The 25,213-nt window shown below is 67.5% G+C and carries 13 protein-coding genes and 1 pseudogene; 11 read left to right on the plus strand and 3 right to left on the minus strand.

The features are described from left to right. Window positions 1–151: 151 nt before the first annotated feature. Window positions 152–2,260 carry an MMPL family transporter gene (locus tag EV384_RS10070; protein ID WP_242624002.1) on the plus strand — a complete coding sequence of 703 codons (2,109 nt, stop codon included), beginning with the start codon at window positions 152–154 and terminating at the stop codon, window positions 2,258–2,260. Window positions 2,261–2,407: 147 nt separating this feature from the next. Here EV384_RS10070 and EV384_RS10075 read toward each other — a convergent pair whose 3' ends face one another. Then, window positions 2,408–4,540: an MMPL family transporter gene (locus tag EV384_RS10075; protein ID WP_130332274.1), complete on the minus strand. Its 2,133-nt coding sequence runs from the start codon at window positions 4,538–4,540 to the stop codon at window positions 2,408–2,410. 109 nt (window positions 4,541–4,649) lie between these two features. Between EV384_RS10075 and EV384_RS10080 the strand changes: the two genes are divergently transcribed. The 10 genes and pseudogenes from EV384_RS10080 to EV384_RS10125 all read left to right on the plus strand — a co-directional run bounded on the left by EV384_RS10080 (window position 4,650) and on the right by EV384_RS10125 (window position 22,515). Next, complete coding sequence (locus EV384_RS10080) at window positions 4,650–5,954, plus strand: sensor histidine kinase (protein WP_242624003.1); 1,305 nt, start codon at window positions 4,650–4,652, stop codon at window positions 5,952–5,954. Continuing rightward, complete coding sequence (locus EV384_RS10085) at window positions 5,906–6,550, plus strand: LuxR C-terminal-related transcriptional regulator (RefSeq protein WP_130332278.1); 645 nt, start codon at window positions 5,906–5,908, stop codon at window positions 6,548–6,550. The genes EV384_RS10080 and EV384_RS10085 overlap by 49 nt, the downstream gene beginning before the upstream one ends. A 425-nt stretch (window positions 6,551–6,975) precedes the next feature. Next, window positions 6,976–7,833, plus strand: a pseudogene (locus tag EV384_RS37205) (hypothetical protein). 129 nt (window positions 7,834–7,962) lie between these two features. After that, window positions 7,963–12,618, plus strand: a complete 4,656-nt coding sequence (locus EV384_RS10095; RefSeq protein ID WP_130332280.1) for a sacsin N-terminal ATP-binding-like domain-containing protein — start codon at window positions 7,963–7,965, stop codon at window positions 12,616–12,618. Further along, complete coding sequence (locus tag EV384_RS10100; RefSeq protein WP_130332282.1) at window positions 12,615–14,198, plus strand: nuclease-related domain-containing DEAD/DEAH box helicase; 1,584 nt, start codon at window positions 12,615–12,617, stop codon at window positions 14,196–14,198. Before EV384_RS10095 ends, EV384_RS10100 begins: the two co-directional genes overlap by 4 nt. Then, entirely contained in the window at window positions 14,198–17,335 is a 3,138-nt protein-coding gene (locus EV384_RS10105) for a helicase-related protein (protein ID WP_130332284.1), read from the plus strand. The genes EV384_RS10100 and EV384_RS10105 overlap by 1 nt, the downstream gene beginning before the upstream one ends. 20 nt (window positions 17,336–17,355) lie before the next feature. Beyond that, a complete protein-coding gene (gene drmB / locus EV384_RS10110; RefSeq protein ID WP_242624453.1) occupies window positions 17,356–19,161 on the plus strand; it encodes a DUF1998 domain-containing protein in 1,806 nt (601 codons plus the stop codon). Then, complete coding sequence (locus EV384_RS10115; RefSeq protein WP_130332288.1) at window positions 19,158–21,233, plus strand: DEAD/DEAH box helicase; 2,076 nt, start codon at window positions 19,158–19,160, stop codon at window positions 21,231–21,233. The genes drmB and EV384_RS10115 overlap by 4 nt, the downstream gene beginning before the upstream one ends. 39 nt (window positions 21,234–21,272) lie before the next feature. Next, window positions 21,273–21,935, plus strand: coding sequence for a hypothetical protein (locus EV384_RS10120; protein WP_130332290.1), 663 nt, complete (start codon window positions 21,273–21,275; stop codon window positions 21,933–21,935). Between the two features lie 196 nt (window positions 21,936–22,131). Beyond that, window positions 22,132–22,515 (plus strand): very short patch repair endonuclease, encoded by a 384-nt coding sequence (locus tag EV384_RS10125; RefSeq protein WP_242624454.1) that lies wholly within the window; start codon window positions 22,132–22,134, stop codon window positions 22,513–22,515. Window positions 22,516–22,520: 5 nt separating this feature from the next. Here the strand turns inward: EV384_RS10125 and EV384_RS10130 are convergent, their stop codons facing one another. Then, the gene (locus EV384_RS10130) at window positions 22,521–23,630 is read right to left on the minus strand and encodes a DNA cytosine methyltransferase (RefSeq protein WP_130332292.1); all 1,110 of its coding nucleotides are present in this window, start codon (window positions 23,628–23,630) and stop codon (window positions 22,521–22,523) included. 332 nt (window positions 23,631–23,962) lie between these two features. Beyond that, on the minus strand, window positions 23,963–24,856 hold the full coding sequence (locus tag EV384_RS10135; protein WP_130330970.1) for an IS982 family transposase: 894 nt from the start codon (window positions 24,854–24,856) through the stop codon (window positions 23,963–23,965). Window positions 24,857–25,213 lie beyond the last annotated feature (357 nt).

Consider the following 25,213-nt stretch of genomic DNA (forward strand, 5'->3'; position numbering starts at 1 on the left):
CGATGCACAGGGGGTAGCCAAGGCTGCCCGGCAGCGTGACGGGCGGGCACCCGAGGACGCCCCAGGCTCCAGACGTCGGTTGTGCCGGACACACGGGGGGAAAACCATGTTCGAGCGGCTGGGCAGATTCGTTGTACGCAGGGCGTGGTGGGTGATTGCCGGCTGGGTGCTCGCGGCAGCCGTCATCGTCCTCACCACACCGTCGCTGAGCGACATCACCTCCGCCGATCAGAGCAGCTTCCTGCCCCGCTCGTACGAGTCCGTGCAGGCCATTGAACTCGGAAAGAAGGCGTTTCCGCAGCAGGCCACAGCGACAGCGACCATCGTGGTCAAGCGCGCCGACGGGCAGTCGCTCACGCCGGCCGACGAGGCGAGGGTGGGCCAGCTCGCCCAGTCGCTCAAGGCCAGGAACATCTCGCGCACGTCCGGCTATCTGACCGGCCCGCAGGCGGTGGCGCCGGACAAGTCGGTGCAGGCGGTGAACGTCGGGCTCGACGCGGTCGCCCCGGACGACCCGGCGCTGCTCGACGCCGTACGCGATCTGCGGGCGGCCATCGGTCCGGAGCTGACGGGCAGCGGGCTGAGCGCGGGCGTGGCCGGCGACGTAGCGACCTTCGTCGACAACGAGGACACCTTCAACAACGCATTTGCCGTGGTCGGCATCGCGACGATCATCCTGATCATCGGACTGATCCTGATCATCTTCCGCAGCCCCATCGCCGCGCTGCTGCCCGTAGCGGTCATCGGCGTTGTCCTGGCCGTCACGAGCGGGCTTGTCGCCGCAGCGGGCAAGGCGTTCGATCTCAATGTGAGTCAGGATCTGCAGACGGTGCTGCTGATCGTGCTGTTCGGCATCGGCACCGACTACATCCTGTTCCTGCTCTTCCGCTATCGCGAGCGGCTGCGGGCCGGTGACGACAAGCGCACCGCGATGATGGTCTCCGTCGAGCGGGTCGGCGAGGTCATCACGTCGGCCGCGGGAGCGGTCATCGTCGCGTTCCTCGTGCTGCTCCTCGCCTCCCTCGGCTTCTTCGGCTCACTCGGCCCGGCGCTCGCGATCGCCGTCGGCGTCATGCTGGTCACCTCGCTCACGCTCATCCCGGCGGTCGTCTCGCTGCTCGGCCGGTACGTCTTCTGGCCGTCCAAGGCGTGGCAGCGTGCCCCCAAGGCCACCATGTCGCGCCGTCTCGGGACCGCCATCGGGCGCCGGCCGGCGCTCGTCGCGGCAGCATCCGGCGCCCTGCTGGTCGCGCTCGCCGCAGGCGTGTTGACCTACAAGGCCGACTACGACTTCAGCGCCGGCTTCCCACAGGACACCGAGTCGGCGAAGGCCGCCGCGGACCTGCAGCGCGGCTTCGCCGCCGGTGCGCTCGCCCCGACCGAGGTCTACCTGACCACCGGCAACGGGTCGCCGCTGACCGAGCGACAGGTCAGCGACTTCGCGGCGGCCGCGGCGGGCGCCCCGGGAGTGGGCCGGGTGCAGCCCCCGGAGCGCAGCAGCGACCCGAGTGTGGCCCGGGTGAACCTGTTGCTCAACGAAAACCCGGTCTCCAACGAGGCGATCACGCTCGTCCGCGACGAACTGCGCGGCGCCCTGCATGCGGCGGCCCCGCCCGGCACCCGGGCAGTGGTCGGCGGACCCACCGCGATCTTCGCGGACATCAACTCGGCGAACAACCGCGACCTGTCAGTGATCCTGCCGGTGGCGGCCGTCCTGATCGCGCTCATCCTCGCGCTGCTGCTGCGCAGCCTGGTCGCGCCGATCTACCTCGTGATAGCGGTGCTGCTCAACTTCGCCGCCACGCTGGGTGCCACGGTCTATCTCTTCCAAGGGCTGCAGGACAAGCCCGGGGTCACCTTCCAGCTGCCGATCATCCTCTACCTCTTCGTGGTGGCGATCGGGACGGACTACAACATCCTGATGATCGCCCGACTGCGTGAGGAGGCCCGGGAGGGCAACGAGCCGCACGAGGCCGCCGCTATCGGAGTGGAACACGCCGGCCCGACGGTCGCGGCGGCCGGGCTGATCCTTGCCGGGACGTTCGGGGTGCTGATGCTCGCGCCGATCTCGTTCCTGCAACAGATGGGCTTCGCGGTGGCGATCGGCATCGTGCTGTCGGCGTTCGTCATGTCGATGTTCTTCGTCCCCGCCCTGACCGCTCTGATCGGGCACCGGGCGTGGTGGCCGGGCCACGGCGACGAGCGGCCGGCCAGCGCGCGGCACGTCCCGCCGGAGCCGGCGAGCGTGGCGAAGGTGTAGCGGGCGGCGCGTGTACGCCTGTCAGCCCGCCGCCGGCTGACCGGTCGCCCTGCCCGCCGCCACTCCGTGTACCGGGCGCCGGCCGTTCCTTCGCGGTACGGCCGGCGCCCGTGAGCACTCCCGAGGTGGGCGTCGCCCGCCAGGTTGTTAGGACCGCGCCGGTATCCGCTCGACCGGCGAGGCCGCGACCGGCCGGAACACCGGCCGCGCCAGGGCGCTCGGCCACCAAACACGGGGGCCGATGTGCAGCGCCAGCGCCGGTACGAGCAGGCTGCGGACGAGGAATGTGTCGAGCAGCACCCCGACGCCGATGATGACCGCCGACTGCACGGACGGCACCAGGGGCAGCACGCTGAGCGCGCCGAACGTGGCGGCCAGCACCACGCCCGCGCTGGTGATCACCCCGCCGGTCACGGTCAGCGCATGCAGCACGCCCTGCCGGTGCCCGAGCCGCGCCGCCTCCTCCCGGGCCCGGGTGGCGAGGAAGATGGTGTAGTCCACGCCGAGGGCGACGAGGAACAGGAACGTCTGCAGCGGGATCCCGACGAAGAGCTTCGGGTAGCCCATCGCGTCGAGGACCAGCCCAGCCGCGCCCATCGCGGCGACGTAGGACAGGACCACGCTCGCCAGCAACAGCAGCGGTGCGACCAGCGCGCGCAACAGCAGCACCAGGATGACGAAGACGACCGCCAGCACCAGCGGCACCACGACCCGGTTGTCCCGGCCGACCGTCCGCTCCTCGTCGAGCAGGTACGCGGTGTCCCCGCCGACCAGCGCCTGCGCACCCGGCACGGCGTGCACCGCGGTGCGGAGCCGGTCGACGGTGTCCAGCGCCGCGTCGCTGTCCGGCGTGTGGGCCAGGACCGCCGCGATGCGAACCCAGCGCCCGTCCGGCGAGCGCTCCGGCTCGCCCACCTCGGCAACCCCCGGCACGGTACGGGCGGCGGCCACCACCTGGTCGGCCGGGCCGGCGGCGGCCAGGATCTCGGCGGGTGCGACGGCTCCCCTCGGGTAGTGCGCCTCGATCATCCGCTGGCCGGCGACCGAGCCGACCTCCTTGGTGAAGGACTCGTCATGCGGCATGCCGATGCTGAGGTTGCCGATGCCGAAGCTCAGGGCGACCAGCGCCGCCGCCGTTCCCAGCCACACCGCGCGGGGCCGGCGCCCGACGAAACCGGCGATCCGGCGCCACACGCCGTGCTCGGCCGCCACGTCGAGCCCGACCGCGTCCGGCGAGTACCGCGGCACGAACGGCCAGAACAGCCACCGCCCGAAGATGACCAGCACGGCCGGCAGCAGCGTGGTCATGGCGAGGAACGCCGCGGCGATCCCGACCGCGCCGACCGGCCCGAGCCCCCGGGTGGACGGCAGCTGCGCGGCGAGCAGGCACAGCAGGCCGATCGCGACGGTCGCCGCCGAGGCGCCGATCGCGCCGATCGACCGCCGCAGCGCGACGGCCATCGCCGCGTGCCGGTCGGCGTGCCGGCGCAGTTCCTCCCGGTAGCGGGCGATGAGCAGCAGGGCGTAGTCCACGCCGACGCCGAAGACCAGCACGGTCAGGATGCTCTGGCTCTGGAAGTCCACGGCCAGCCCGGCGTGCCGGGCCAGCAGGTACACCACCGCGCTGGCGAGCTGGTTGGCCACCGCGACTGTGATGAGCGGGATCAACCAGAGGACCGGGCTGCGGTACGTGACGAGGAGCAGCAACGCGACGGTGGCCGCGGTCGCCAGCAGCAGCGTGGTGTCCATGCCGGCGAACGCGTCGAAGACGTCGTCCTCGCCGCCCGCCGGACCGGTCAACGCGGTCCGCAGGCCGGCCGGTGCGTCCGTGCTCAGCTGCTCCTTGACGTCGGCCACCGCGTCGGCCCGTTGGTCGGCGTCGCCGGCGACCGGGAAGGAGAGCAGCAGCGCCTGCCCGTCATCGCTGGCCACCGGCGCGGGCACCTGGCCGCCGTCGGCGTACCGGGCGAACGCCGTGCGGTCGCCGTCGACCTTCGCGCGGTCGGCATCGGTGAGCCCGCCCTCGCGGACGTAGACGGCGACGGCCAGGGGCTTCTGGGAGTCCGGGAACGCGGCCTCCGCCCGCTGCACGGCCCGGCTGGCTTCCGCGGTGGCGGGCAACGCGCCGAGGGTGTCGTTGTTCTGCACCTCGGTCAGCTTGATCGCCAGCGGCCCGGCCGCCGCGACGAGGACGAGCCAGAAGACGAGCATGGCGTACTTGCTGCGGCGGCCGGACGCCAGGCCGGCCAGCCGGTGCTTTTCTTGCAGTCTTGTGGTCATGCCCTCGATCCTTCGGCGGGCATGGGGCGAAGACAGGAGTGCCAGGTCCCGAACGGAGGTGGTGGTAGCACCACCGAATCCGGTGGCGCGGCAGGCGGAGAATGGCGCCGTGGACAGCTCCGTACGTGCGGTCGTCCGGCAGCAGATCCGGCCGGGCGCGCTCGCCGCCGTGCAGGGCCTGGCTGTGGCCCTGCTGAGCCTGACCACCAACGCGGTGCTGTTCGCGCTGTCGGTGGTCTCGCTCGCGCTCATTCCCGTGTTCGGCATCGGGTTCGCGCTCTTCCCGGCGGTGACCGTGCTGGTGCGGCTGTCGCTGCGGCTGCAACGGCGGCTGAGCCGGTGGTGCGGGCTGCCGATCGCGACGCCGTACCGACCGGTGCCGGCCGACGCTCAGCTCGGCACCTGGAAGCGGTTCCGGTGGGTGGTGGGGGACTCGGCGACCTGGCGGGACTTCGCCTGGCTGATCCCTGGGGCATTCACCGGCGGGGCGTGCCTGTTCGGGTTCGTGCTGGTGGCATACGGGCTGGAGGGCGTCCTGTTCGTGCCGCTGGTGCTGTACCTCAACGTCGACTGGTACGGCTACGGCCTGTTCTGGCCGATGGACAACATCCTGAAGGCGCTGCTCTCCGCGCCGCAGGGGTGGTTGATCCTGTTCGGCGGGCTGGCCGTCGCGCCGTGGCTGGTGTGGCTGCACTTCCGCTTCGCCGGCTTCTTTCTGACGCCGACCCGGGCGCAGGAGCTGGCGCTGCGCGTCCGGCACCTCGCAGCCACCCGCGCCGACACCATCGACACGCAGGCCGCCGAGCTGCGCCGGATCGAACGCGACCTGCACGACGGGGCGCAGGCCCGGCTGGTCGCGCTGCGGATGAGCATCGGCCTGGCCGAGCAGCTCCTGGCCGACGACCCGGCCGCGGCGCAGCGGCTGCTGACCGAGGCACAGGAGGCCAGCGGCCACGCCCTCGCCGAGCTGCGCCATCTCGTCCGCGGCATCTACCCGCCCGTGCTCGCCGAGCGTGGCCTGGACGGCGCGGTGCAGGCCCTCGCCCTGGCCGTACCGCTGCCCGTGGACGTCGACGTGCGGCTACCCGGCAGCCCGCCGGCGGCGGTCGAATCCGCGGCGTACTTCGCGGTGGCCGAGGCGCTGACGAACGTCACCAAGCACAGCGGCGCGGCCCGCGCCTGGATCCGACTGAGGCACCACGACGGCTCACTGACCATGGTGGTCGGCGACGACGGTCACGGCGGCGCGACCCCGGACGCGGGGACCGGCCTGGCGGGCGTGCGACGCCGGCTGGCAGCGTTCGATGGCACGATGAGCGTGACGAGTCCGCCCGGCGGACCCACCGTCGTGACCATGGAGCTGCCGTGCGAGTTGTCATCGCGGAGGACCTCGCCCTCCTCCGGGACGGGCTGACGCGCATTCTCGACGCGTACGGATTCAAGGTGGTCGAGGCCGTCGCGGACGGGCCGTCCGTGCTGCCGGCGCTCACCCGACACCGCCCCGACGTCGCCGTCCTCGACGTACGGCTGCCGCCGACCTTCACCGACGAGGGCCTGCAGGCGGCGCTCGCGGCCCGGACGCAGCTTCCCGGGCTGCCGATCCTCGTGCTGTCCCAGCACGTCGAGCAGCTGTACGCGCGGGAACTGCTCGCCGACCGGGGTGGGGGAGTCGGCTACCTGCTCAAGGACCGGGTGTCGAACGTCGGCCAGTTCATCGACGCGGTGCGCCGGGTGGCCGACGGCGGCATGGTGATGGACCCCGAGGTGGTCTCCCAGTTGCTGGCCCGCAACACCGGCGCGCAGCGGCTGGGGGACCTCACCGCCCGGGAGCGGGAGGTGTTGGGGCTGATGGCCGAGGGGCGGTCGAACGCGGCGATTGCCGGGCGGCTGTTCGTCACCGAGAAGGCGGTCAGCAAGCACATCAACAACATCTTCAGCAAGCTGGGGATGCCGCCGTCCGATGACGACAACCGCCGGGTGCTCGCGGTGCTCGCGTACCTGAACGGCTGAGGCCGCTACCGGCATCGTTCGCGGCCAGACGGTCGACGCCCTGCCGGCACCGGTTTGAGCCGATGAGCGGGCCAGGGACGAGGCGAACCGCCCGTCGTCCGGCCCGCCACGTCTGATCCCGCGATTGTCAGATCTCGGACAGGCGGACCGGCGCCGTCGCATAGCCGAGCGGCCGGGCGGGGCCCCTGCTATCCAACTCTGGTCGTGGCCCAGACTCCCTAGCGCGGGCGGGCGGCCCCTAGCGATGACCAGCGCAGACGGCCTCCGCCCCATCACTGATTGCCCCGCCCAATATCAACTTCCGAGGCTATTGACAGTGCAAACAGGGCATCGGGGACCGGCTGAACGGCTGAATACTCGGGGGTCCCGCCGGCAGGACTCCGGGCGGTAGGGTCCGGGAACCGTCAGTGGAAAGTGGGGTGACGGTGCTTACCGAGCTGGCACTGCCGCCAGGGGTGGCGGCAGAGTGTGCGTTCTGGGTCCTTGCTGACCTGCGTTCCGGGAAACACCGGGCCGTCGTGGTCGACTCGCCGCCCGGGGCTGCCAAATCGACCCTCGTCGTTCGCGCCGCCGTCGAACTCGCCGTCAGCGGCGAGCCGTTGACCGTCATCGCGCAGGCGAACGAGCGGGTCGACGATCTGGTCCACCGCCTAACGCAGAAGGCGCCCGGGGTGGGTATCGGCCGGCTCTCCGGCAGGGACTACAAGCCGTCGGAGTGGGTCAAGGCATACGAGACGGCGCGGCTTGGTGCCAAGGTCGCTGACCTGGGCCGGGCCGGCGGTCGTCATCGGTACGGCGTACAGATGGGGAGGCGTCCTCGGCTTGTGCGGCTTCCGCGCTGTGGGTGTTGGAGCGGGAGCGGTTGCGGTCTCCGAGCACACGCCTGCGGGTGCGCCGGTCACCGCGAAGCGGATCACCATCAGTGCCGCGCACCGCGACCAAGTCGCGGCCATCCGCGCCGAGCTAGGGAAGGCCGGAGCGGCCATCACCGTCGACACCTTCAATCGGCTACAGGGTGGCGAGTACGACATGACGATCGTGCTTCACCCACTGTCCGGATGCCGCGATGCGACAGCCTTTCACTTGGAGTCGGGCGGGCTCTGTGTGCTGACCTCACGGCACCGGCACGTCTGCATTGTCGTGGCACGCGAGGGAATTGTCGAGCTGCTCGATGCGCACCCGTCCATCGAACCGGTGCACCTCAACGCGCCGGTCAAGTTTCCCGATGGCTGAGAAGCCAACCTGTCCTTGCTCACCTCTCCAAGCACAGACTCTTCGTATAGGCGGAAAGATGAACCCCTCACCTCTGACTCCAGTAACGGTTCACCCACCGCCATACACCGGTTGGCTCACGCTCGTTACCGGCTCGTGCTCCCTCATCGCCGCCGCGCAAATCCTCGGGCGGGTGGACAATGACTGAGAGCCAAGACTGGGGAAATTTCGATCCGAGCCTCGAGCGGTGGCTCGACGACCACCGCCGGAGCGTCATGGGGGCGTACCTCGCCGACCCGCTCCTGGTCACGGAGCACGCCAACCAGGAGGACAGCTACCGGACCGGTGGGTACGCGCAGCGGCAGCTGTTGGAGCTGGTTCAGAACGCTGCGGATGCCCTGCATCGCAGCGGCGTACGGGGGCGCGTCGAGCTGCGCCTGACGGGCGATGCGCTTTATTGCGCCAACGAAGGCGAGCCCTTCACGCAGGCCGGGCTCGAGGCCGTTTGTCACGCCTTCCTGAGCTCCAAGCGGGGCGAGGAGATCGGCCGGTTCGGCCTGGGTTTCAAGTCCGTCCTCGGCGTCTGCCAACGCCCGGCCGTCTTCAGCCGATCGATCTGCTTCGACTTCGATGCGGAGAGGTCGCGAACCGAGCTTCTCGCCATCGCGCCGCTCGCCCGGCGGTTCCCTGTGCTACGCCTTCCGTCGCTCCTTGACGCCGAGCACGAGATGAAGACGGACGAGACTCTGCGGGACCTCGCCTCCTGGGCACAGACAGTGATCCGCCTCCCGCTGTCGAGCGACCGCCCTCGCCTCGAGCAGGAGATGCGCGACTTTCCACGCGAGTTTCTGCTCTTCGTGCCCAATGTGTCAGTCCTGCACCTGGTGATCGAGGGAGATGTCGACTCGCGGTTCGAAGTCGAGCACAGATGTGTGGAACTGCCATCCGGTGACCTGCGTCTTGAAGGCGAGGCCGGTCAGCAAGCCGACTGGCGGGTGTGGCACCGCACCCACCGTCCATCGGAGCAGGCGTTGGCTGAGGTCGGCGAGGCCGTGCGGCGCGAGGAGGTCCCTGTCTCGTACGCCGTTCCGTTGGCGGACGCGCAGCAACTGGGACGCTTTTGGGCCTACTTCCCACTGGCGGACGAAACTTCAGCCCGCGGCATCCTCAACGCGCCGTGGCGGGTCAACGACGACCGCACAAACCTGCTCACCGGAGTCTTCAACAACGAGCTGTTCGAGGTCGCCGCAGAGATGATCGTCGCCGGAGTAATCACTCTGACGACATCCGAGGACCCGGCCGGACACTTCGACTACCTCCCTGCACGAGGGCGGGAGGCCCACAATCACGCCGACCGTTACCTGACCGAGCGAGTACCGCGCATAGCCGCCCGAACGCGGTGTGTTCCGGACGCCGACGGGCTGCTACAACTGCCGAGAACCCTGCGTGTGCCGCACTTCGATCTGCGTCTGGAGCTCGCTACACATCGCACCTGGCAGGAGGCTCCGGGCCGACCGGCGCAGGTGCCGCATTGGTCCTGCTACCAGACGGCGACCCGCCGCGCACGCCTGCGCTCGCTCGTACGAACGGAGGACGTGAAGGCTTCCGACTCGGAGATCGGCGCAGCGCAATGGCTTGAGATGGTGGTGCAGGACGGCGCGGACGAGCAGTGTAGGTCCGCACTCCAGATTCTGGCGACCGTCAGGGACGACATGACCCGCGGAGACATGCAAGCTGCGCGCGTCCTGCCGGATACCGCAGGTCACCTACGGCGACTCAACGAGACGGGCGAGGTGTTCCTGCGAGGCCATGTTCTGAGTTCCACCGCCGGCCTCAGCCTGGTCCGCGGGTCGTTCTTGAACGGCCGGGGCGTAGAGGACGCCTTGCGCAACCTCGGGTTCCGCGACGTCGACCCGGCGCTGGAGCTGAGAAAACTCCTTAAAAAAGCAGGGCGGGAATGGGGCGACCACGAATGGACCGCGTTCTGGAAGCTGGTTGACGAGGTTGCGGCGAGCGAGGGGCAGAGCCTGGTCGAGGAGCACGTCGCCGTCGGCGGTCGCCTCTGTGTCCGTTGCTTGGATAAGTCGTGGCGCACGGTGGGAAACGTGGTCGTGGCGGGCGTCGTCGAGCCCCGTAGCGCTTCGCTCACGCTTGACACCCAGTTCCACGAACTGCACACATCCCTTCTCCGGTCGGTAGGCGTGGATGCTCAGCCAACCGTTACTCGTGCGGCTCTGCAAGACCCGACGTACATGGAGTACTTGCGCGTCGTTCGAGAGCTGCATTTGCGTGACTTGCCGCCTCTGGGACGTCCTGACCCAGGGCTGCTTCACTTCGACGATGAGGCGGTCGGCCCGCTTCACCTGCTTCGACGCTTCGCGGATACGGACGATCCGGCGTCCCAGCAGGCATGGACGCGTGAGCTGCTGAAGGCAGACGCGCCGGAGCGTGCACGGTTGAGGCACCGTAACCACCGCCTCTTCCCGAATGTTCGAGAGGTACTGGCGCCTCATCTCTGGGCTGCGCGAATGTACGGTCTGTTCGCTACGGGCTGGGGACCTCGGCGGGCGGAGGAGACCCTCGGTAGAGGGCTCGCCGAGTACTCGTCTCTGCTTCCCATCGCACAGTGGGAGTCGACGGAAAAGCTTTCGCTGCCCAAGGCGCTCGCTGATGTGCCGGCCGTTGTCTGGCGCGAGTTCCTCACCCGCGTACCCGTCCAGCCTGACCCATGGCGTCTCGGTCGGTTGCTGACCGAGGCCGCGCGCTGCCTTGTCGGGGAAACGCCCTTGCAGGTACCTGCGCTAGCTGAAGCGTCAGGGGTGTTGGTGGCACCGGATGAAGTCCTCCTTGCCCGTACGGAGGAGGAACTTCGAGCTGTGTCGGGGCGTCGCCTGCCCTACGTCGCCGTAGCTGAAGAAGAGGCTGCCAACCTGCTCGCCGACAAGTGGGGTTGTCGGGACGCTTCGACGCAGCTTCGGGTCGAGATCGTTCCGGAAACGCCGGGCGAACCCGTGATCCTCCTCGACCGGTTCAGGGCTTTGCGTGCCCTCACCGACGGGCGCCTGGACGGGCTCGAACTCGTTGAGTGTCAAGGACTGGCTAGGGAGATTACCGCTACTGATGGCATCGATCGGGAACCGGTCGACCTCGCGCAAGACGGAAAAACTGTGTACTACCTGGCAAGCTTCGATGACGAAGAGCTTCTGGAGCGGCTCGCGGAGGAGTTCGGCCTACAACTCTCGACCGCGAGCATCGACCGCATCGTCAACGACGCGCAGGACGAGCAGATCAAGTCCCGCATGGCGGCATGCCGCGTCGAGCGCGATCACGCCAAGAAGCTCTTGACGCTTGTCGGCCCGCGCACCCTCGAGTCGAAGCTTCCCGCCGGTCTGCTCCTAGCCGTCCGGCGCCTCGGAGACGACGGAGGGGATTACCAACTGGCGGAGCTCCTGCTTCACGTTCACGGGTATGACGTCCTGCGGGAGCTCCGCCACGAACTGCAGGAAGCCGGGTTCGAAGTTCCCACGCAATGGGCGGGATCCGCTCCGGCGGTCAGCTTCGTCAGGCAGCTTGGCTTTCCCGCTGAGTACGCTGGCGAGCGTGGGCAGCAGCTTGAGGCCGACGTCAGCGTCCCCGGGCCGCCCGATCTAAAGCCGTTGCACTCCTACCAGGAAAAACTTGCAACAGATATTCGGGAGCTGATCAAGCGCCCGGAGCGCGCTCTGCTGTTCCTGCCGACGGGCGCCGGGAAGACACGGGTTACCGTGCAGGCACTGGTGCACGCGTTCGTCGAGGATGGCCTGACGGGACCGCTGCTGTGGATCGCGCAGAGCGAGGAGCTCTGCGAGCAGGCCGTCCAGACCTGGAGCGAGGTCTGGAGGCAATTCGGCGACCCCCGCAGGCCGCTTCGGCTTTGCCGTCTGTGGGGCCGAAACGAGGTCGCGTCCAGTGACGACGAGGTGATGGTGGTGGTCGCGACCGACGCCAAGCTCGACGTTTGCCGGGAAAAGGACGACTACGACTGGTTGAGCGATCCGTCGATGGTAGTCATCGACGAGGCCCACGAGGCAACCTCGAAGGACTACACGGCCACCTTGAGATGGCTGGGCCTGGACTCCCGCAAGACATCTCGTCCGCTCCTCGGTCTTACCGCGACCCCCTTCAAGGGGACCGGCGAGGAAGCGAACAGGCGGCTCGCAGCGCGCTTCAACAACCGTCTGATGGACGCTTTGGGAGACGACCCGTACGGACTCCTGCAAGCTCAAGGCGTCCTCTCGCGAGTCGAGCACCGTGTCCTTGACGGTGCGAACGTGGAGCTCGAGGCGCACGAGAGGGAGTACGCCCGCAAAACCCGGTTGCTGCCGCAGGGTGCGTTGGATCGCTTGGGCAGGGACGAGGCCCGCACAGACCGGTTGCTGGAAGACATCGCCTCGTTGCCCGGCGACTGGCCGGTCCTCGTGTTCACCTCGTCCGTGCTGTCGGCACAGGTACTCGCCGCACTGCTCCGCGTGCGCGGTGTTGCCGCGGCAGCCGTCAGTGGGGCGACCCGAATTCAGGCGCGACGCCGCAGCATCGAGGCCTTCCGCGCTGGTGATATCAAAGTCCTGACCAACTGCAACGTGCTCACCCAGGGCTTCGACGCGCCCGGCGTGCGAGCCCTATACATCGCCCGACCCACCTTCAGCCCGAACGCCTACCTTCAGATGGTCGGCCGCGGCTTGCGGGGCCCTGCAAACGGCGGCAAAGAGGAATGCTTGATCGTCAACGTCGAAGACACCTTCGGCCAGTTCGGTGAACGCCTGGCCTACCAGAAGTTCGACTACCTCTGGAAGCGGCAAGGGGGCCGGCTCAGGTGAGACTGATTCCCGACCTCGGCCGGCTTGGCAGCGTCGGAAGTACCGCCGAGCTTCGCGTTGCAAAGCTGCTCGCACAGGCCGAGCTGCCGGAGCCAGCGACGTGCCTGTACTCCGTGCATCTGCCTGCGCATGAATACAAGCGGATGTCGGAGGTGGACTTTCTGGCCGTGTGGGACGACACGGTCCTGGTGATCGAGGTCAAGGGCGGCCGGCTGGGGCGATACGGCGGGACGTGGACCGTGACGGATCGCTACGGCGAGATAACGGAGAAACGCGAAGGGCCGTTTGGGCAAGCACGTTCGGCGATGTTCGCGCTCGAAGCACGGTTGCAAGAGCGGATCCCCGCCTTGGACGTCGCGTTCGGGTACCTGGTCGTCACACCGGATCAGGAACTTGGGGACGATCTCGAGTGGGAGCCTCAGCAGCACGTGGATTTCCGGTCGATGACCGTCTCGGGCATCGAGAAGGCTCTCGAGGAAGCGCGCCGCTTCTGGAAGTCGCGGACCGGTAGGCCGGTCCGCGGGGGAGCGTACCGGGAACTGCTGAGAATGCTGCGGCCCGACTTCGACCGTGTCCCGACTCTCGGAAGCAGCATGGTCAACCTCGAGAGCGAGTACGTCCGGCTGGCCGATCGGCAGTACGACCTATTGTTGGGCGCCGAGCGCAATCCGCGGGTATTGTGCATCGGCGGGGCGGGCTCGGGCAAGACTTTGCTCGCGGTCGAGACGGCCCGGCGTGCGGCGCGGCAGGGCCATCGCGTGATGCTTACCTGCCGCTCCGAACCACTCGCGCGGATGCTCAGGGAACAGCTTCGCGACACGGACGTCGTCTGCGTTCCTTTCAACAGCGCACTCGGCAGCGGCACCGTCGATGTGCTCGTCGTCGACGAGGCGCAGGACATCCTGAACGTCGAGTCTCTGCTGGAGCTGGATGAACTGGTCGTCGGCGGCTGGTCCGGCGGACGATGGCGCGTGTTCTGCGACCCGAACAACCAGGCGAACGTGGACGGGGCGTTCGACCGCGGCTGCTTCGACGAGCTGGCAGCGCTCTCGTCGGTCGTCGACCTGCCGTTCAACTGCCGGAACACCGCGACCGTCGTTCACCAGACGCAGATGGTTACGGCCGCCGACCTGGGGGTCGCCCGGGCGGGCGAGGGCCCGCCCGTGGAGTACAAGCGGTGTTCGGACAAGAGTGCCGTTGCAGCTGTGCTCGACGCACAGCTCAAGCGCCTGCGGAAGGACGAGGTCGACCTGGCTGAGGTCGTCGTCGTGACCATGTGTGACAAGGTCTCCGACAGTGCGGCGACGGCTACGAAGGCATACCGGACCGGGCGACTCGTCGCGGCGGCGGGAGGCTCCGGGCCGGCCGCAAACGCCGCGCGTCTGGTCACCGCTGCCGAGATCAAGGGGCTGGAAGCCGCTCATGTTTGCGTCGTCGACGTGGACGACGTCTACGAGCCCGTGTCCAGGGCACGGCTGTACGTCGCGATGACCCGACCACGAATCAGCCTCTGGCTCGCGCTGGCGGATCAAGCTTGGCGACAGATTGCACAGGGCCCGACCGCTGGAGGAGCAAACTGATGCATGCGTACGACCCCGTTGCAGTCCGGGACGACCTGGTGCAGTACCTCCGAGAGCAGTACCTCGGGCCGGCGAGCGGTGGGGAGGAAGTCGTTCAAGGGCGGCCGGACAGGATCTACCTCGTCGGTACCCTTTACCCCCGTGGTCGGTCGGCCGAGCGACTCGACGGCAGTGTCTTGGGCGACGTGTCACACGACGAGGAGCTGGACGAGCCCGTCGAGCTCGCCAACGCCTGGCACCCCGCCTCCGCGGCCATCTCGTTTCTCCACGACGCTGTCACTCTGCGATGCACCGTCACAGCAGCGGTCTACGAGCCGGAAGCCTCCGACGGTGGCGACGGTGGCAGGGATCGCTGGCGGCGACGAAGGTTGGTGCAGGAACCGGTCGAGTTCTCGGCCGACACCGGTGCTCCGGTCAAGAGACAGAACGTCTTGGAAGACCGTGCCCGGCTCGTGTCGGTGTGGAGGCCCGTCGGCGAACGGTGGCTCGTGACCGTGGCGTTGGAGAACCTCGCGGAACATGACGAGGCGGACTCCCCGCCGCCTACCGAGCAGTGCCTTTTCCAGGTCGACGTGCGGTGCGAGGCCGTGGGAGGCAGCATCTTGCCCTATCCGAGCAGCCAGGAGCTCAGCGCCGACGAGGAAGACGAGGAACTCCGCCTGCTCTATCGCGAGCGCCGCGCGTACGGCGTGGGCCACGGATGCTCGGTGACCTGGGAGTCCGGGCCAGACGGCACCGTCACCGTCGTGTCGACGGACATGCTTCCAGCGAGCATCGTTCCCGCGGTCAGGGCGAAGGGGCTCAGCCTCCCGATCCTCAATCTCGCCCGTCTGGCCGACGAGACCTTGCCGGTCGAACGCCTGTGCGCCGAACTGAGCGAATTTGTCCTCGCCTACGAGGAGTGGATCGGCAAACGGGAAACGGAGGCGAAGGGGCTCGAGGAGCGATACCAGCCGGCCGCCGAGCGCTTGTTGGAACGGATGCGGCGCGCTGCCCACCGCATGAGGGAGGGCATCCAGCTGCTGGGCGACGACAAAGACCAACGTCCATTGCTTGCCTTCAGGCTCGCGAACGCCGCCATGCGCGAGCAGATCCTGCAGAGCAGCCACGTGAGGAAGTCGCCCGGCAGTCGTGGCGCTCCGCTGCCGGCGCGGCAGCTGCCCGCCGCGGAACCTGCCTGGCACCCGTTCCAACTCGGGTTCCAGCTGCTGTCTCTTGCTTCCACGGCCCTCGACACGCACGACGACCGGGAAACCGTCGACTTGATCTGGTTCCCTACGGGTGGCGGCAAGACGGAGGCTTACCTCGGCCTCGCTGCATTCGAGATGATCCGGCGCCGTCTGTATCGGGGGATCCACGGCGGGGGCACCGCCGTCCTAACCCGGTACACCCTGCGGCTGCTGACCGCCCAGCAGTTCCAACGCGCTGCGACGCTGATCTGCGCCTTGGAGCAGCTGCGGGAGACGAGGCCGGAACTTCGGAACACACCGCCCTTCAGCATCGGCCTCTGGGTGGGCGGCGAGACCACGCCCAACAGCTTCCAGGACGCCCACCAGCTCACGACTGAGCTGAGAAAGGCTCAGGAACCGGAAAGCCCCTTCCAGATCCAGTCCTGTCCGTGGTGCGGCACCCCGCTCCTGCCGAGCACTAAACAGCAGGACTCGGGTGCGTACGGCGTTCGAACGACCAAGCACAGCTTCGAGCTGTTCTGCCCTCACGCCGAATGCCCTTTCCATTCTCTGTTGCCTGTGTGCGTCGTCGACGAGCAGATGTTCCAGGATCCTCCGACGCTGCTCGTCGCGACGGTGGACAAGCTGGCACGGCTCCCCTGGGTGACGGACGCTGGATCGCTGTTCGGTCTCGGTAACGTGCCCTACGACCCGCCCAGCCTGGTGATTCAAGACGAGTTGCACCTGCTGTCCGGCCCGCTGGGCACGACGGTGGCGCTCTACGAAGCCGCCGTTCAGAACTTGATCGGATGGCAAGGTTCACGCCCCAAGGTCGTGGCATCCACCGCAACGATTCGGGCGGCAGATCATCAGGTGCGTGGGCTCTTCGGCTCGAAGGTTGCTCTTTTCCCGCCTAGCGGCCTCACCGCCGACAACAGCTTCTTCGCCGAGACGGATCACGACGCCCCGGGCAGGCTCTACCTGGGTCTCATGCCGCAGGCTCACACACAGGCCTTCGCGACCGTTCTCACCTGCGTCGCGTTGCTGCAGGCACCGCGCTATCTCGGTCTGGAGGGTGACGCGCTTGACGCGTACTGGACCGTCGTGGCTTATCACAACAGCCTGCGCGAGCTCGGCCGTACCGTGACCATCGCCCGGGACGACGTCGAGAGCATGCTTCGTGCCCGGGACAACAGAGACCGCCCGTCGCGTAGCCTGCGACGGGACGGGGTCGTCGAGCTCACGAGCAACGTGTCGGCCAACCAGTTGCCTAAGCTTCTGGCGCGGCTGGAGCGGCCGGTCCAGCACCCCGAGGCGATCGACCTCGTCGCGACGACCAACATGCTGTCGGTCGGTATCGACATCAGCCGGCTGGGGCTGATGCTGATGAACGGGCAACCCAAGACCACGTCCGAGTACATCCAGGCGACCAGCCGCGTGGGGCGGGCGAACGTGCCCGGACTCGTCGTGACGTTGCTTAGAGCAAGTAAGCCTCGCGATCGCTCTCACTACGAGGCGTTTCGCGCGTACCACCAGGCGCTCTACCGTTATGTGGAGCCGACGAGCGTAACGCCCTGGTCGCTGGCCTCGCGCCGCAGGTCGCTTCCGGCTGCGCTTGTTCTCCTTGTCAGGCATGGCGCGGGCTTGCGCGCCAACGATGAAGCCGGTGACTTCCGGGCCGGCGATCCTCTGGTGAGGGCGGCCGTCGAGAAGCTCTGCGCCATTGCCCGCAAGGCCGACCCTGACGAAGCGCAACAGGTCGAAACTGACTTGCGGCAGCTCGTCGACGACTGGGAACACCGTAGCCGGCGGGCCGAGGAATTGGGCGAGCGGCTGAGGTACGACTCGAAGAACGGCCCGGCACTGCTCAAGGACTTCGGGGAGCAGCGCGATGGATGGGCCCTGATGCACTCGATGCGATCGGTCGACCGGCAGGTCCGCGTGGTGGCCGTGGGGGAGTCGCTGTGACGAAAAAGGGCCGGTCCAACATGAGAACCGTCAGGCTCAGCCAGGTCGTGTCTCCGTTCGGGGTGGGGGCTGTCTTCGATGTCCTCGGAGAATCCCTGATGGGCGTCGACATCAGCGAGTGGGCGTACAACAAGAGCACAAGGGTCGAGTCACGGCGGCTGGAGCAGGCTCTCGGCGTGAAGGAGCTGCGCTCGCCGCCGAGCGTCCCGTCCTACCCGTCCAAGCACACTCCCGGGATCCCCTACCAGCGCTTCCCGCGCTGGCTCTTCTGCCAGGACTGCCGACGTATGCGCTACGTACGGAGCCTCGAGGAGACCGGTGAGGCGCCGAAATGCGCGCACTGCACGGCGCACATGGTGCCCATGCGATTCATCGCGGTGTGTGCGAAACGCGGGCACGTGATGGACGTTCCCTGGGACCGGTGGGCGCACTCGCAGCCGGGAACCGAGGACCAGAGGCGATGCCGCAAGCAGGAGCTGCGCTTCGAAACGAGGAGCGGCGGATCTGAGGGGCTGTCCAGCCTGGTCGTACACTGCATGACCTGCAAGGCGTCGCGGCACCTCGGCGAGCTTCCGAGCCGGGACTCTCTGAAGAGGATCGGCGTGCGGTGCTCCGGAACGCAGCCGTGGCAGCGGGGCAGCTTTTCGTGCGACGAACGGATCGAAGTCCTCCAGCGTGGGGCTACCAACGTCACTCTTCCAGAGACGACTACGGCCCTGGATATCCCGGAACCGACCGTTCCGGCCCGGGACCTCGAGGCTGAAATCCGGCAGCACCGCAACTTCGACGATGTTCGTACCGCTCCCGACGGGCCGCGGGCCACGGTGCTGGTCGAATTGATCGCCGAGGATCTGGGGGTGTCCAAGGATCTCGTGCTGCGCGTCGCCAGAGGTGACGGGGGCACGGACTCGGCGGAGGGCTTGCGCGAAACCCGAGCAGGGTTGCTCAACGGTGAGTGGCGGGCGTTCATGCAGGCCACCGACGCCGACGGTGAGCCGACCGGGAACCCTAACTTCATCGTGTCGTCCGCAGAGCTCGTGGCGGGCGCGGGCAGTCACGTGCACAGCTTGCTCGCCGAGAAGGTCCAGGACGTAGTGTTGGTTCACCGCCTACGGGAGGTCCGGGTCCTGCACGGGTTCCGTCGATACGACCTTGCCGCGGACGTCGTTCCGGTCGACCTCGGTCCTCGCGGGCGGGAGCGCTGGCTTCCGGCGACCGAGTCGTTCGGAGAGGGCATTTTCCTGTCATTGGACCAGCAACGGTTGGCCTCCTGGGAGCAGATCGAAGCCGTCATCGACCGTACGGAAATCCTCGAACGACGCCGCCGCGACAGCCACATCGGATCACGCTTCGCGGAGGTCTCGCCGAGGTCGGTTCTTCTTCACACCCTCGCACACCTGCAGATCCGTCGTTTGGCCTTCTCCTGCGGCTACTCGGCGGCCTCTCTGCGTGAGCGCATTTACGCTGGCGTCGGGCCGGACCCGGAAGCCGGGTTTTTGATCTATACGGCGGCTGGCGATGCCGAGGGGACCCTTGGCGGGCTCGTCCGGCAGGGCGAAGACCCCCGCCTTGCGCAGACGCTGCTAGCCGCACTTGAGGAAGCGGCCTGGTGTTCCGCCGACCCGGTATGCCGCGAGAGCCGGGGGCAGGGGTTGAACAGCCTGAACCTCGCCGGCTGCCACGGCTGCTGCCTCGTCGGGGAGACGTCGTGCGAACGATCGAATGTGCTGCTCGACCGTGTCCTGGTGGTCGGTGACGACAAGACACCGGGGTTCTTCGGCGATGTGGTCGAAGCCCTTCGAGCTGCCTCCGTGGAGCGGATATGAGCGCGGCAGAAGGGCCAGCTGGTGAGGGCTATCGGACGGACGCCTCGGCGAATCGACTGGCCGACCCTCGACATGTCGACCTGGCGCCCTGGCAGCTCGACGCTGTCGAGACGTGGGTCAGCGGCAGCGATCGGCCGGCGTACCGCGGGACGCTGGAGATCTTTACGGGTGGGGGCAAATCGCTGATCGCGTTGGAGTGCATCCGTCGGGCCGCATTCCTCGAACCGCAACTCCGCGTCGCCATCGTCGTGCCGACACTCGCCCTCGCGCGGCAGTGGCACGACGTGGTGCTCCGCCACACGATGCTGGATCCGCGGGACGTGGGCCGGCTCGACGGGGAGCACAAGGACGACCTGAAGTCCAAGAGGATTCTGATCAGTGTGCTCAACACGGCCGCCGAGCGGCTACCCGAGCTGGCGGTAGCTGCCGCAGCCCCGCTGATGCTCGTCGTCGACGAGTGCCACCGAGCGGGAGCGCCTCGCTTCTCGCGCGTGCTGGAAACCAGAGCGCCCTTCCGGCTCGGCCTCAGCGCGACCGCAGAGCGTGACGACGTCGACGAGCAAGGCCTGCCGATCCAGTACGACGACCACATACTCGGTGAGAAGCTCGGCCCCCTGGTTTACCGCTTCGATCTCCGCGCGGCCCGGAAAGTCGGGTGGCTCCCGGAGTACACCGTGCATCACCACGCGGTGGAGCTGACGCCGGAGGAGCGCCGCCGCTACGAACAGCTGACCCGACGTATCGACGACCTGTCGGAGCGGCTGGACGACTTCGGTGTGCCAAGCTCACTGGTGCGCCAGGCGACAGGGCGGCCTGGTGAGATGGGGGCGCTGGCCCGTAGCTACGTCGGGACGGTGGCGCAGCGGAAGGACCTGCTGTACCGGGCGGGCGAGCGCACGCGTGTCGTGACAGAAATTCTGTGCGGCTTGGTCGACCGGGCGGACAAACCGCGCGCCTTGTTTTTCCACGAACGCATCGACGAGGCGGTCGACTTGCACCGCCGGTTGACGGAAGCCGGCCTGGGATTTCCGATCGGTTTAGAGCACTCCGGACTGCCCGAGGCGCAGCGACGGGATGCCCTCGCACGCTTCGCCCAGGGCTCGACACCCGTCCTCGTCAGCGTCAAGTCGCTTATCGAGGGCATTGACGTGCCGGACGCCGACGTCGGCATATCCGTCGCTTCTTCATCGAGCGTCAGACAGCGGGTGCAGGCCCTCGGTCGGGTCTTGCGCCGGCGTTTCGACGGCGGCAGCAAACACGCCGAGATGCACATCATCTACGTCCACGACACCGTCGACGAGGCTATCTATGCCAAGGAGGACTGGTCCGACCTGACCGGGGAGGCCGTCAACCGGTACCGGCTATGGCGGGTCGGAGCTGCAGAGCCGGACGATCGCCAGGGGCCGCCGAGGACGCCCAGACCCACCGAGGATCAGTTTTGGGACAGCCTCGGCCGCAAGGTGCCCTCGGAGCCGGTGTTGTGGACACCCGATCTGCCGGTCTCGGAATGGAGCCTTGACTCCCGCGGCTCCGTCACCACGGTCACCGACAGGCTGGTGGCCAACGCCCAGGACGTGGCCCCGCGGGTCGCCCTGATCAAAAGTGGCGGTGGAAGGTTCCGTGTTTCGAACCGGCACCGACTGATCGTGGTGCCTGACTTCGAGGGCGGGGAGGTGCGAGCCTGGCTGGTCGGGCGGCTCGCCGAGCCGTTCGAACTCATCGCACCGGCGGGCGCCGAGACCCAGTCGGTTGCTCCTGCCGAAGAGCCCGAACCCGGAGCTCCCTATTGCGGTCCGAACGACCGGAAGGGCGGCAGTTACCACATCAGGCAGAAGGCTGGCGGCGTCATCGAGCGGCGGGTCGCCAGCGGTCGGGAGTGGGCGGCGGTCGACCCGTCCGACGGCCCTGCCGATCTGGTCGACAACGCCGTTCGCCTGCTGCATGCCTGGCGCCGAACGGGTGAGAGCGGCCTGCAGTTTCACCTCAACCAGGCCGGGGACGCCTATTACGTGAGCGGCGGACAAATCCGCTTCCTTGCCCGCGTGCCCGGCGGCTTCGCGTGGCCAAATTAGCCCGAAATTTTTTGAATCCAACTACAACCGAGGGTGAAAGTGACGGTACCCAAGCAACGGCGGGCATACCCCTGGATCGAGCCATCGTCGGCCAAGACCGATGCCAAGTACCGGGTAACCGCCGATGGGCACATCCGACTCGTCTACGTAGTGGACAGGCGAGAACGGGCTCTCCTGACCACGGACCAGCATTCGCGACTTGTCGAGATGGTGGCCGAAGTGAAAGGAGAGCACGGAGAGCCCCCTTCCGGCGTGTTCTACATCAACGAGTGGCGGCACGTGCTCGTCAAGGCCGGTGGAGGGACCTTGTACGCGGGGCGCTACGACCGGCTCTTGGAGTTCGATCTGGACGGGACGAGGATCTCCCCGGTCGCGCCCGGCAACCTATCTCCGGGTGACCGCTGGGTCGGTCCGCGCGTCGGCGTCAAGTACACCCTAAAGGCGTCCGGAGACGACATTTGCTGCCGCCGACAGATCCGGCCTGGGCGGCAGCGGGACGAGTACCTGTCGGACTACCTGGCCTCGGCCAGCGAAGTCGTGCGCCGCTGGTCCAAGTACAAGAGGGCAGGGGGCAGCATCTACATCAACGAGGCGCGTGAGCTGTTCGCGCCGGTCGGCACGGACGTCGTCGCGTACACCTATCTCGGACGCGTCCCGCTCGATAGCTGGTTCCCGCAGCCGGACGTCGACGACGAATATTGAGCCGGGCGCTCGTGGTCGGACCCGCCCATGCCTGTGTGGCCGGGCCGACCACGAGGCGGGCGGCATAGAGTTCCTAGGTACGGTTGGTCATCGGGGGTCCAGGCTGCGGACGGGCGGGTTGAGCATGATGTCGGCCGAGCAAGTTGCGGCGCCGGCACCTCCGATGGTGCCCTCGTCGCCCATGGTTTCGGCGCAGATGAGTCGCCTTCCGCGTCGGGACACCGGGCCGGAGGTTCAGCTACGCCGGCTATTGCATGCCCAGGGACTTCGCTATCGGGTGCAGCTGCCGGTACCGGATTGGCGACGCCGAACGATCGACATCGCCTTCACCCGCGTGAAGGTCGCTGTCTTCGTCGACGGTTGCTTTTGGCACGGCTGCCCCGAACACGGCATGGTTCCACGGAGTAATCAGGCGTGGTGGGCGTCCAAGCTCGAAGCAAACCGACGCCGGGACGCGGAGACGACCGCACACCTCCAATCCCGCGGCTGGAGGGTCCTTCGTTTCTGGTCCCATGACGATGTTTCTGACATGGTTGTAGCGGTCACACGAGCCGTGCGTATGCCCGCAACGCCAGTCTGACACCGCTATGGGACGAGGACCTTACCAATCTCATCCACGGACTTCGCCAGCTTGCTGTCCTCGTTGAGAGCCGGCACGGACTGGCGTTCCATCTGAGCGATTTTTTCGGCGATGCGTTCTGCAAGCAGGCTAGGGACCGCGTTGCCTACTTGCAGTGCCATTGCATCGTGGGTGCCGCGCAGCTCCGCTCTCCGCGGGAACGTCTGCAGCAGCATCGCCTCGCGAAGGGTGATTGCGCGGTCCTGTTCGGGATGCGCAAAACGTCCCCTGGTCACGTTGGTGCAGCCAGAGGTGAGGGTAGGTGCTACGCGGTCCCACCACATCCGGCCGTAAATGTCGTAATGGCCGTTGTGATTCTTGTGGCACTTGAGCACGAGCTCCTCGGGCAAATCTGCCCGCCCGCCGCCCTCGGGGATGTGGGCCAACCTGCGTAGGGCGAGCTGGCTGTGGCGACGGGCCTTGTGGAAGGGATCGTGCGAATCAGCTTCACCTGGCGCTAACTCCGGCAGGCCGTAAATCGCCTGCCGCACCGTGACGTACGGCTTTTTAGCCCCTTTGGGGCCGTGCGTGGGCTCAGGAAGCTGCGGTTCGGTGACGCGACTGCCGATGACGAGAACCCGCTTGCGTCGTTGCGGCACGCCGTAGTCCGCGGCGTCGATCACGTCCCAGGCGATCCGGTATCCCATCGCATCGAGTTCCTCGCGAAAGATTTCGAAGTACTCCGACCACCGGCCGTTTACAAGGCCGGGGACGTTCTCGAATGCGATGTGGCGTGGCCGGAGGACTTCAACCAGTCGGAGATATTCGAAGATCAGAGAGTTTCGCCGCAAGTCATGATCACTGGCGGCGCTTCCCCTGCGAAGCACGGTGAAGCTCTGACATGGAGGGCAGCCAAACAGTAGAGTCAGCTCCCCCGTCTGGACGCCGACGGCCTGGAGCTCCTCGACAGACACGTCGCGGATGTCTTTGACGATCGGCTTCACGCCTACGTTCAAGGCGAAGGCCGCCGCGGCGTCTGCGTCGATCTCGATCGCGGCGAGGGTCTTGAAGCCGGCCTTCTCGAATCCCATGGATCCGCCGCCGCAGCCCGCGAACAGGTCGACAACGGTATGCATGTTTTCCGCTCCGCTCCGTGCTTCCGAGCCACCCTTAGGCCATGATCGGCTTGAAGGTAGACGATAGCTGGCGCTGGCTGGGTGGGCGCAAGGGGACGCGCCGGCGGGTTACGGCGTCCGGCGGCAGTCAAGAAGTAGCCGTTCGGGCCAGCAATCGGTTCGAACTGGCCATCCGGTCTGACGATCGGCTGCGGCGGCCGCGACGGGATGGGAAACAGCCATACAATGAATAATATTCCATGAAAAGTTGCAAATCGGGTGCTTCGGAGAGCCGAAAGCGAGGGGCGGGTGCTTCTTTGGGTCTCCTAGACGAGTAAGTCCGAACTCCTTGGTTAGTGGTCGTAGGCGATCAGGGACCTGGTGACGGCTTGGCCGGTGGTGCGGTTGTGCCAGATTGCGGCGGTCATCGCGAGGAGGCGTTGCGCGACGCGGACGGCGACGCCTTCGATGCTGCGTCCGCCGTGTAGTTCGAGGTCGAGTTGGCCCTTGAGCGTGTCGTTGACCGACTCGATGAGTTGCCGGATCGGTTTCAGGAGGTGTTCGCCGGGTCGTGGTGTGCGGTTGCGGTAGGACGGGCGGAGCATCCGGACTCCGCGCTCAGCCAGCCAGCGGTCCAACTCGGCGGACACGTAGCCCTTGTCCGCGATGATCAGCAGCCCGGGACGTTGCGAGATCAGGTCCGGGTCGTCTTCAAGGATCGCGGTCAACACCTGCCGTTCATCGATTTTCGGGTTGGCCAGGGCCCAGGTGATCGGCAGGCCGGACGGGGTGCAGACCAGATGCAGGCGCAGGCCCCAGAAGAACCTCGAGTGCGAGGCGCAGTAGCCGTAGCCGGCCCACCCGGCCAGGCCCGAGCGTTTCACCGTCGGCCGGGACCGGCCGCACTCCACCGGGGTCGAGTCGACGACCCAGGCGCCGTCGGTCCACAGGTCGGTGTCCTCGGCGACGGCTCGGATGGCGCGTTTGAGTAGCGGCAGCGCGGCCCGGAGGCGTTTGTTGTACCCGGACTGGCCCGGCAGGTACGGAAACGCGCCAGGTAGGTGACCGGGGACGAACCGCAGCCAGCGGGCCTCGGAACGGACCCCGAGCAGGACCTGCGCCACTGCCAGGGTCAGCAGCTCAGCGTCGGACAACCGCGGTGGCCGTCCGGCCCGGGGCGGCCGTCCCAGCCAGTCATCGATCTTCACGTACAGTGCGGTCAGAAGGGTGTTGAGGTCGGTCGTCACAAACTGATCTTCAACACCCTTCGCCTGTCTGCACAGACCCGAAGGACTTCGGACTTACTCGTCTAGCACCCGCCGCGTTGCAGGTTGGTGTCCGCGACATTGCAGCAATCAAGTCTAGGTCCGGTTTTGAACTGTTGTCCGTTGCGATTGCCGGGCTGCGGGTCGCCAAGGGTGTCCGTGAGGAAGCGGTTGCTGGCGTCAATGACGACAGGGGGGTTGGCCGAGGAGCGGTAGTTCTTGCTTCGCGTGGCCAGGTGTCGGTGGGTCCGGGGTGGGGATGAGGATGCCGTCGACGCTGGCGGTCTGGTCGATCGGGCGGCGCCGATCTGGCGCGAGGGCCAGGAGTGGTCTGAGGGC

The organism is Micromonospora kangleipakensis (assembly GCF_004217615.1).
GTDB lineage: Bacteria > Actinomycetota > Actinomycetes > Mycobacteriales > Micromonosporaceae > Micromonospora > Micromonospora kangleipakensis.

Excerpts from the sequence above, each read along its gene's own strand:
- EV384_RS10075 (WP_130332274.1), bottom strand. The coding sequence starts at position 4,540 with ATGACCACAAGACTGCAAGAAAAGCACCGGCTGGCCGGCCTGGCGTCC.
- EV384_RS10095 (WP_130332280.1), top strand. The coding sequence starts at position 7,963 with ATGACTGAGAGCCAAGACTGGGGAAATTTCGATCCGAGCCTCGAGCGG.
- EV384_RS10105 (WP_130332284.1), top strand. The coding sequence starts at position 14,198 with ATGCATGCGTACGACCCCGTTGCAGTCCGGGACGACCTGGTGCAGTAC.
- drmB (WP_242624453.1), top strand. The coding sequence starts at position 17,356 with ATGAGAACCGTCAGGCTCAGCCAGGTCGTGTCTCCGTTCGGGGTGGGG.
- EV384_RS10115 (WP_130332288.1), top strand. The coding sequence starts at position 19,158 with ATGAGCGCGGCAGAAGGGCCAGCTGGTGAGGGCTATCGGACGGACGCC.
- EV384_RS10125 (WP_242624454.1), top strand. The coding sequence starts at position 22,132 with ATGAGTCGCCTTCCGCGTCGGGACACCGGGCCGGAGGTTCAGCTACGC.
- EV384_RS10130 (WP_130332292.1), bottom strand. The coding sequence starts at position 23,630 with ATGCATACCGTTGTCGACCTGTTCGCGGGCTGCGGCGGCGGATCCATG.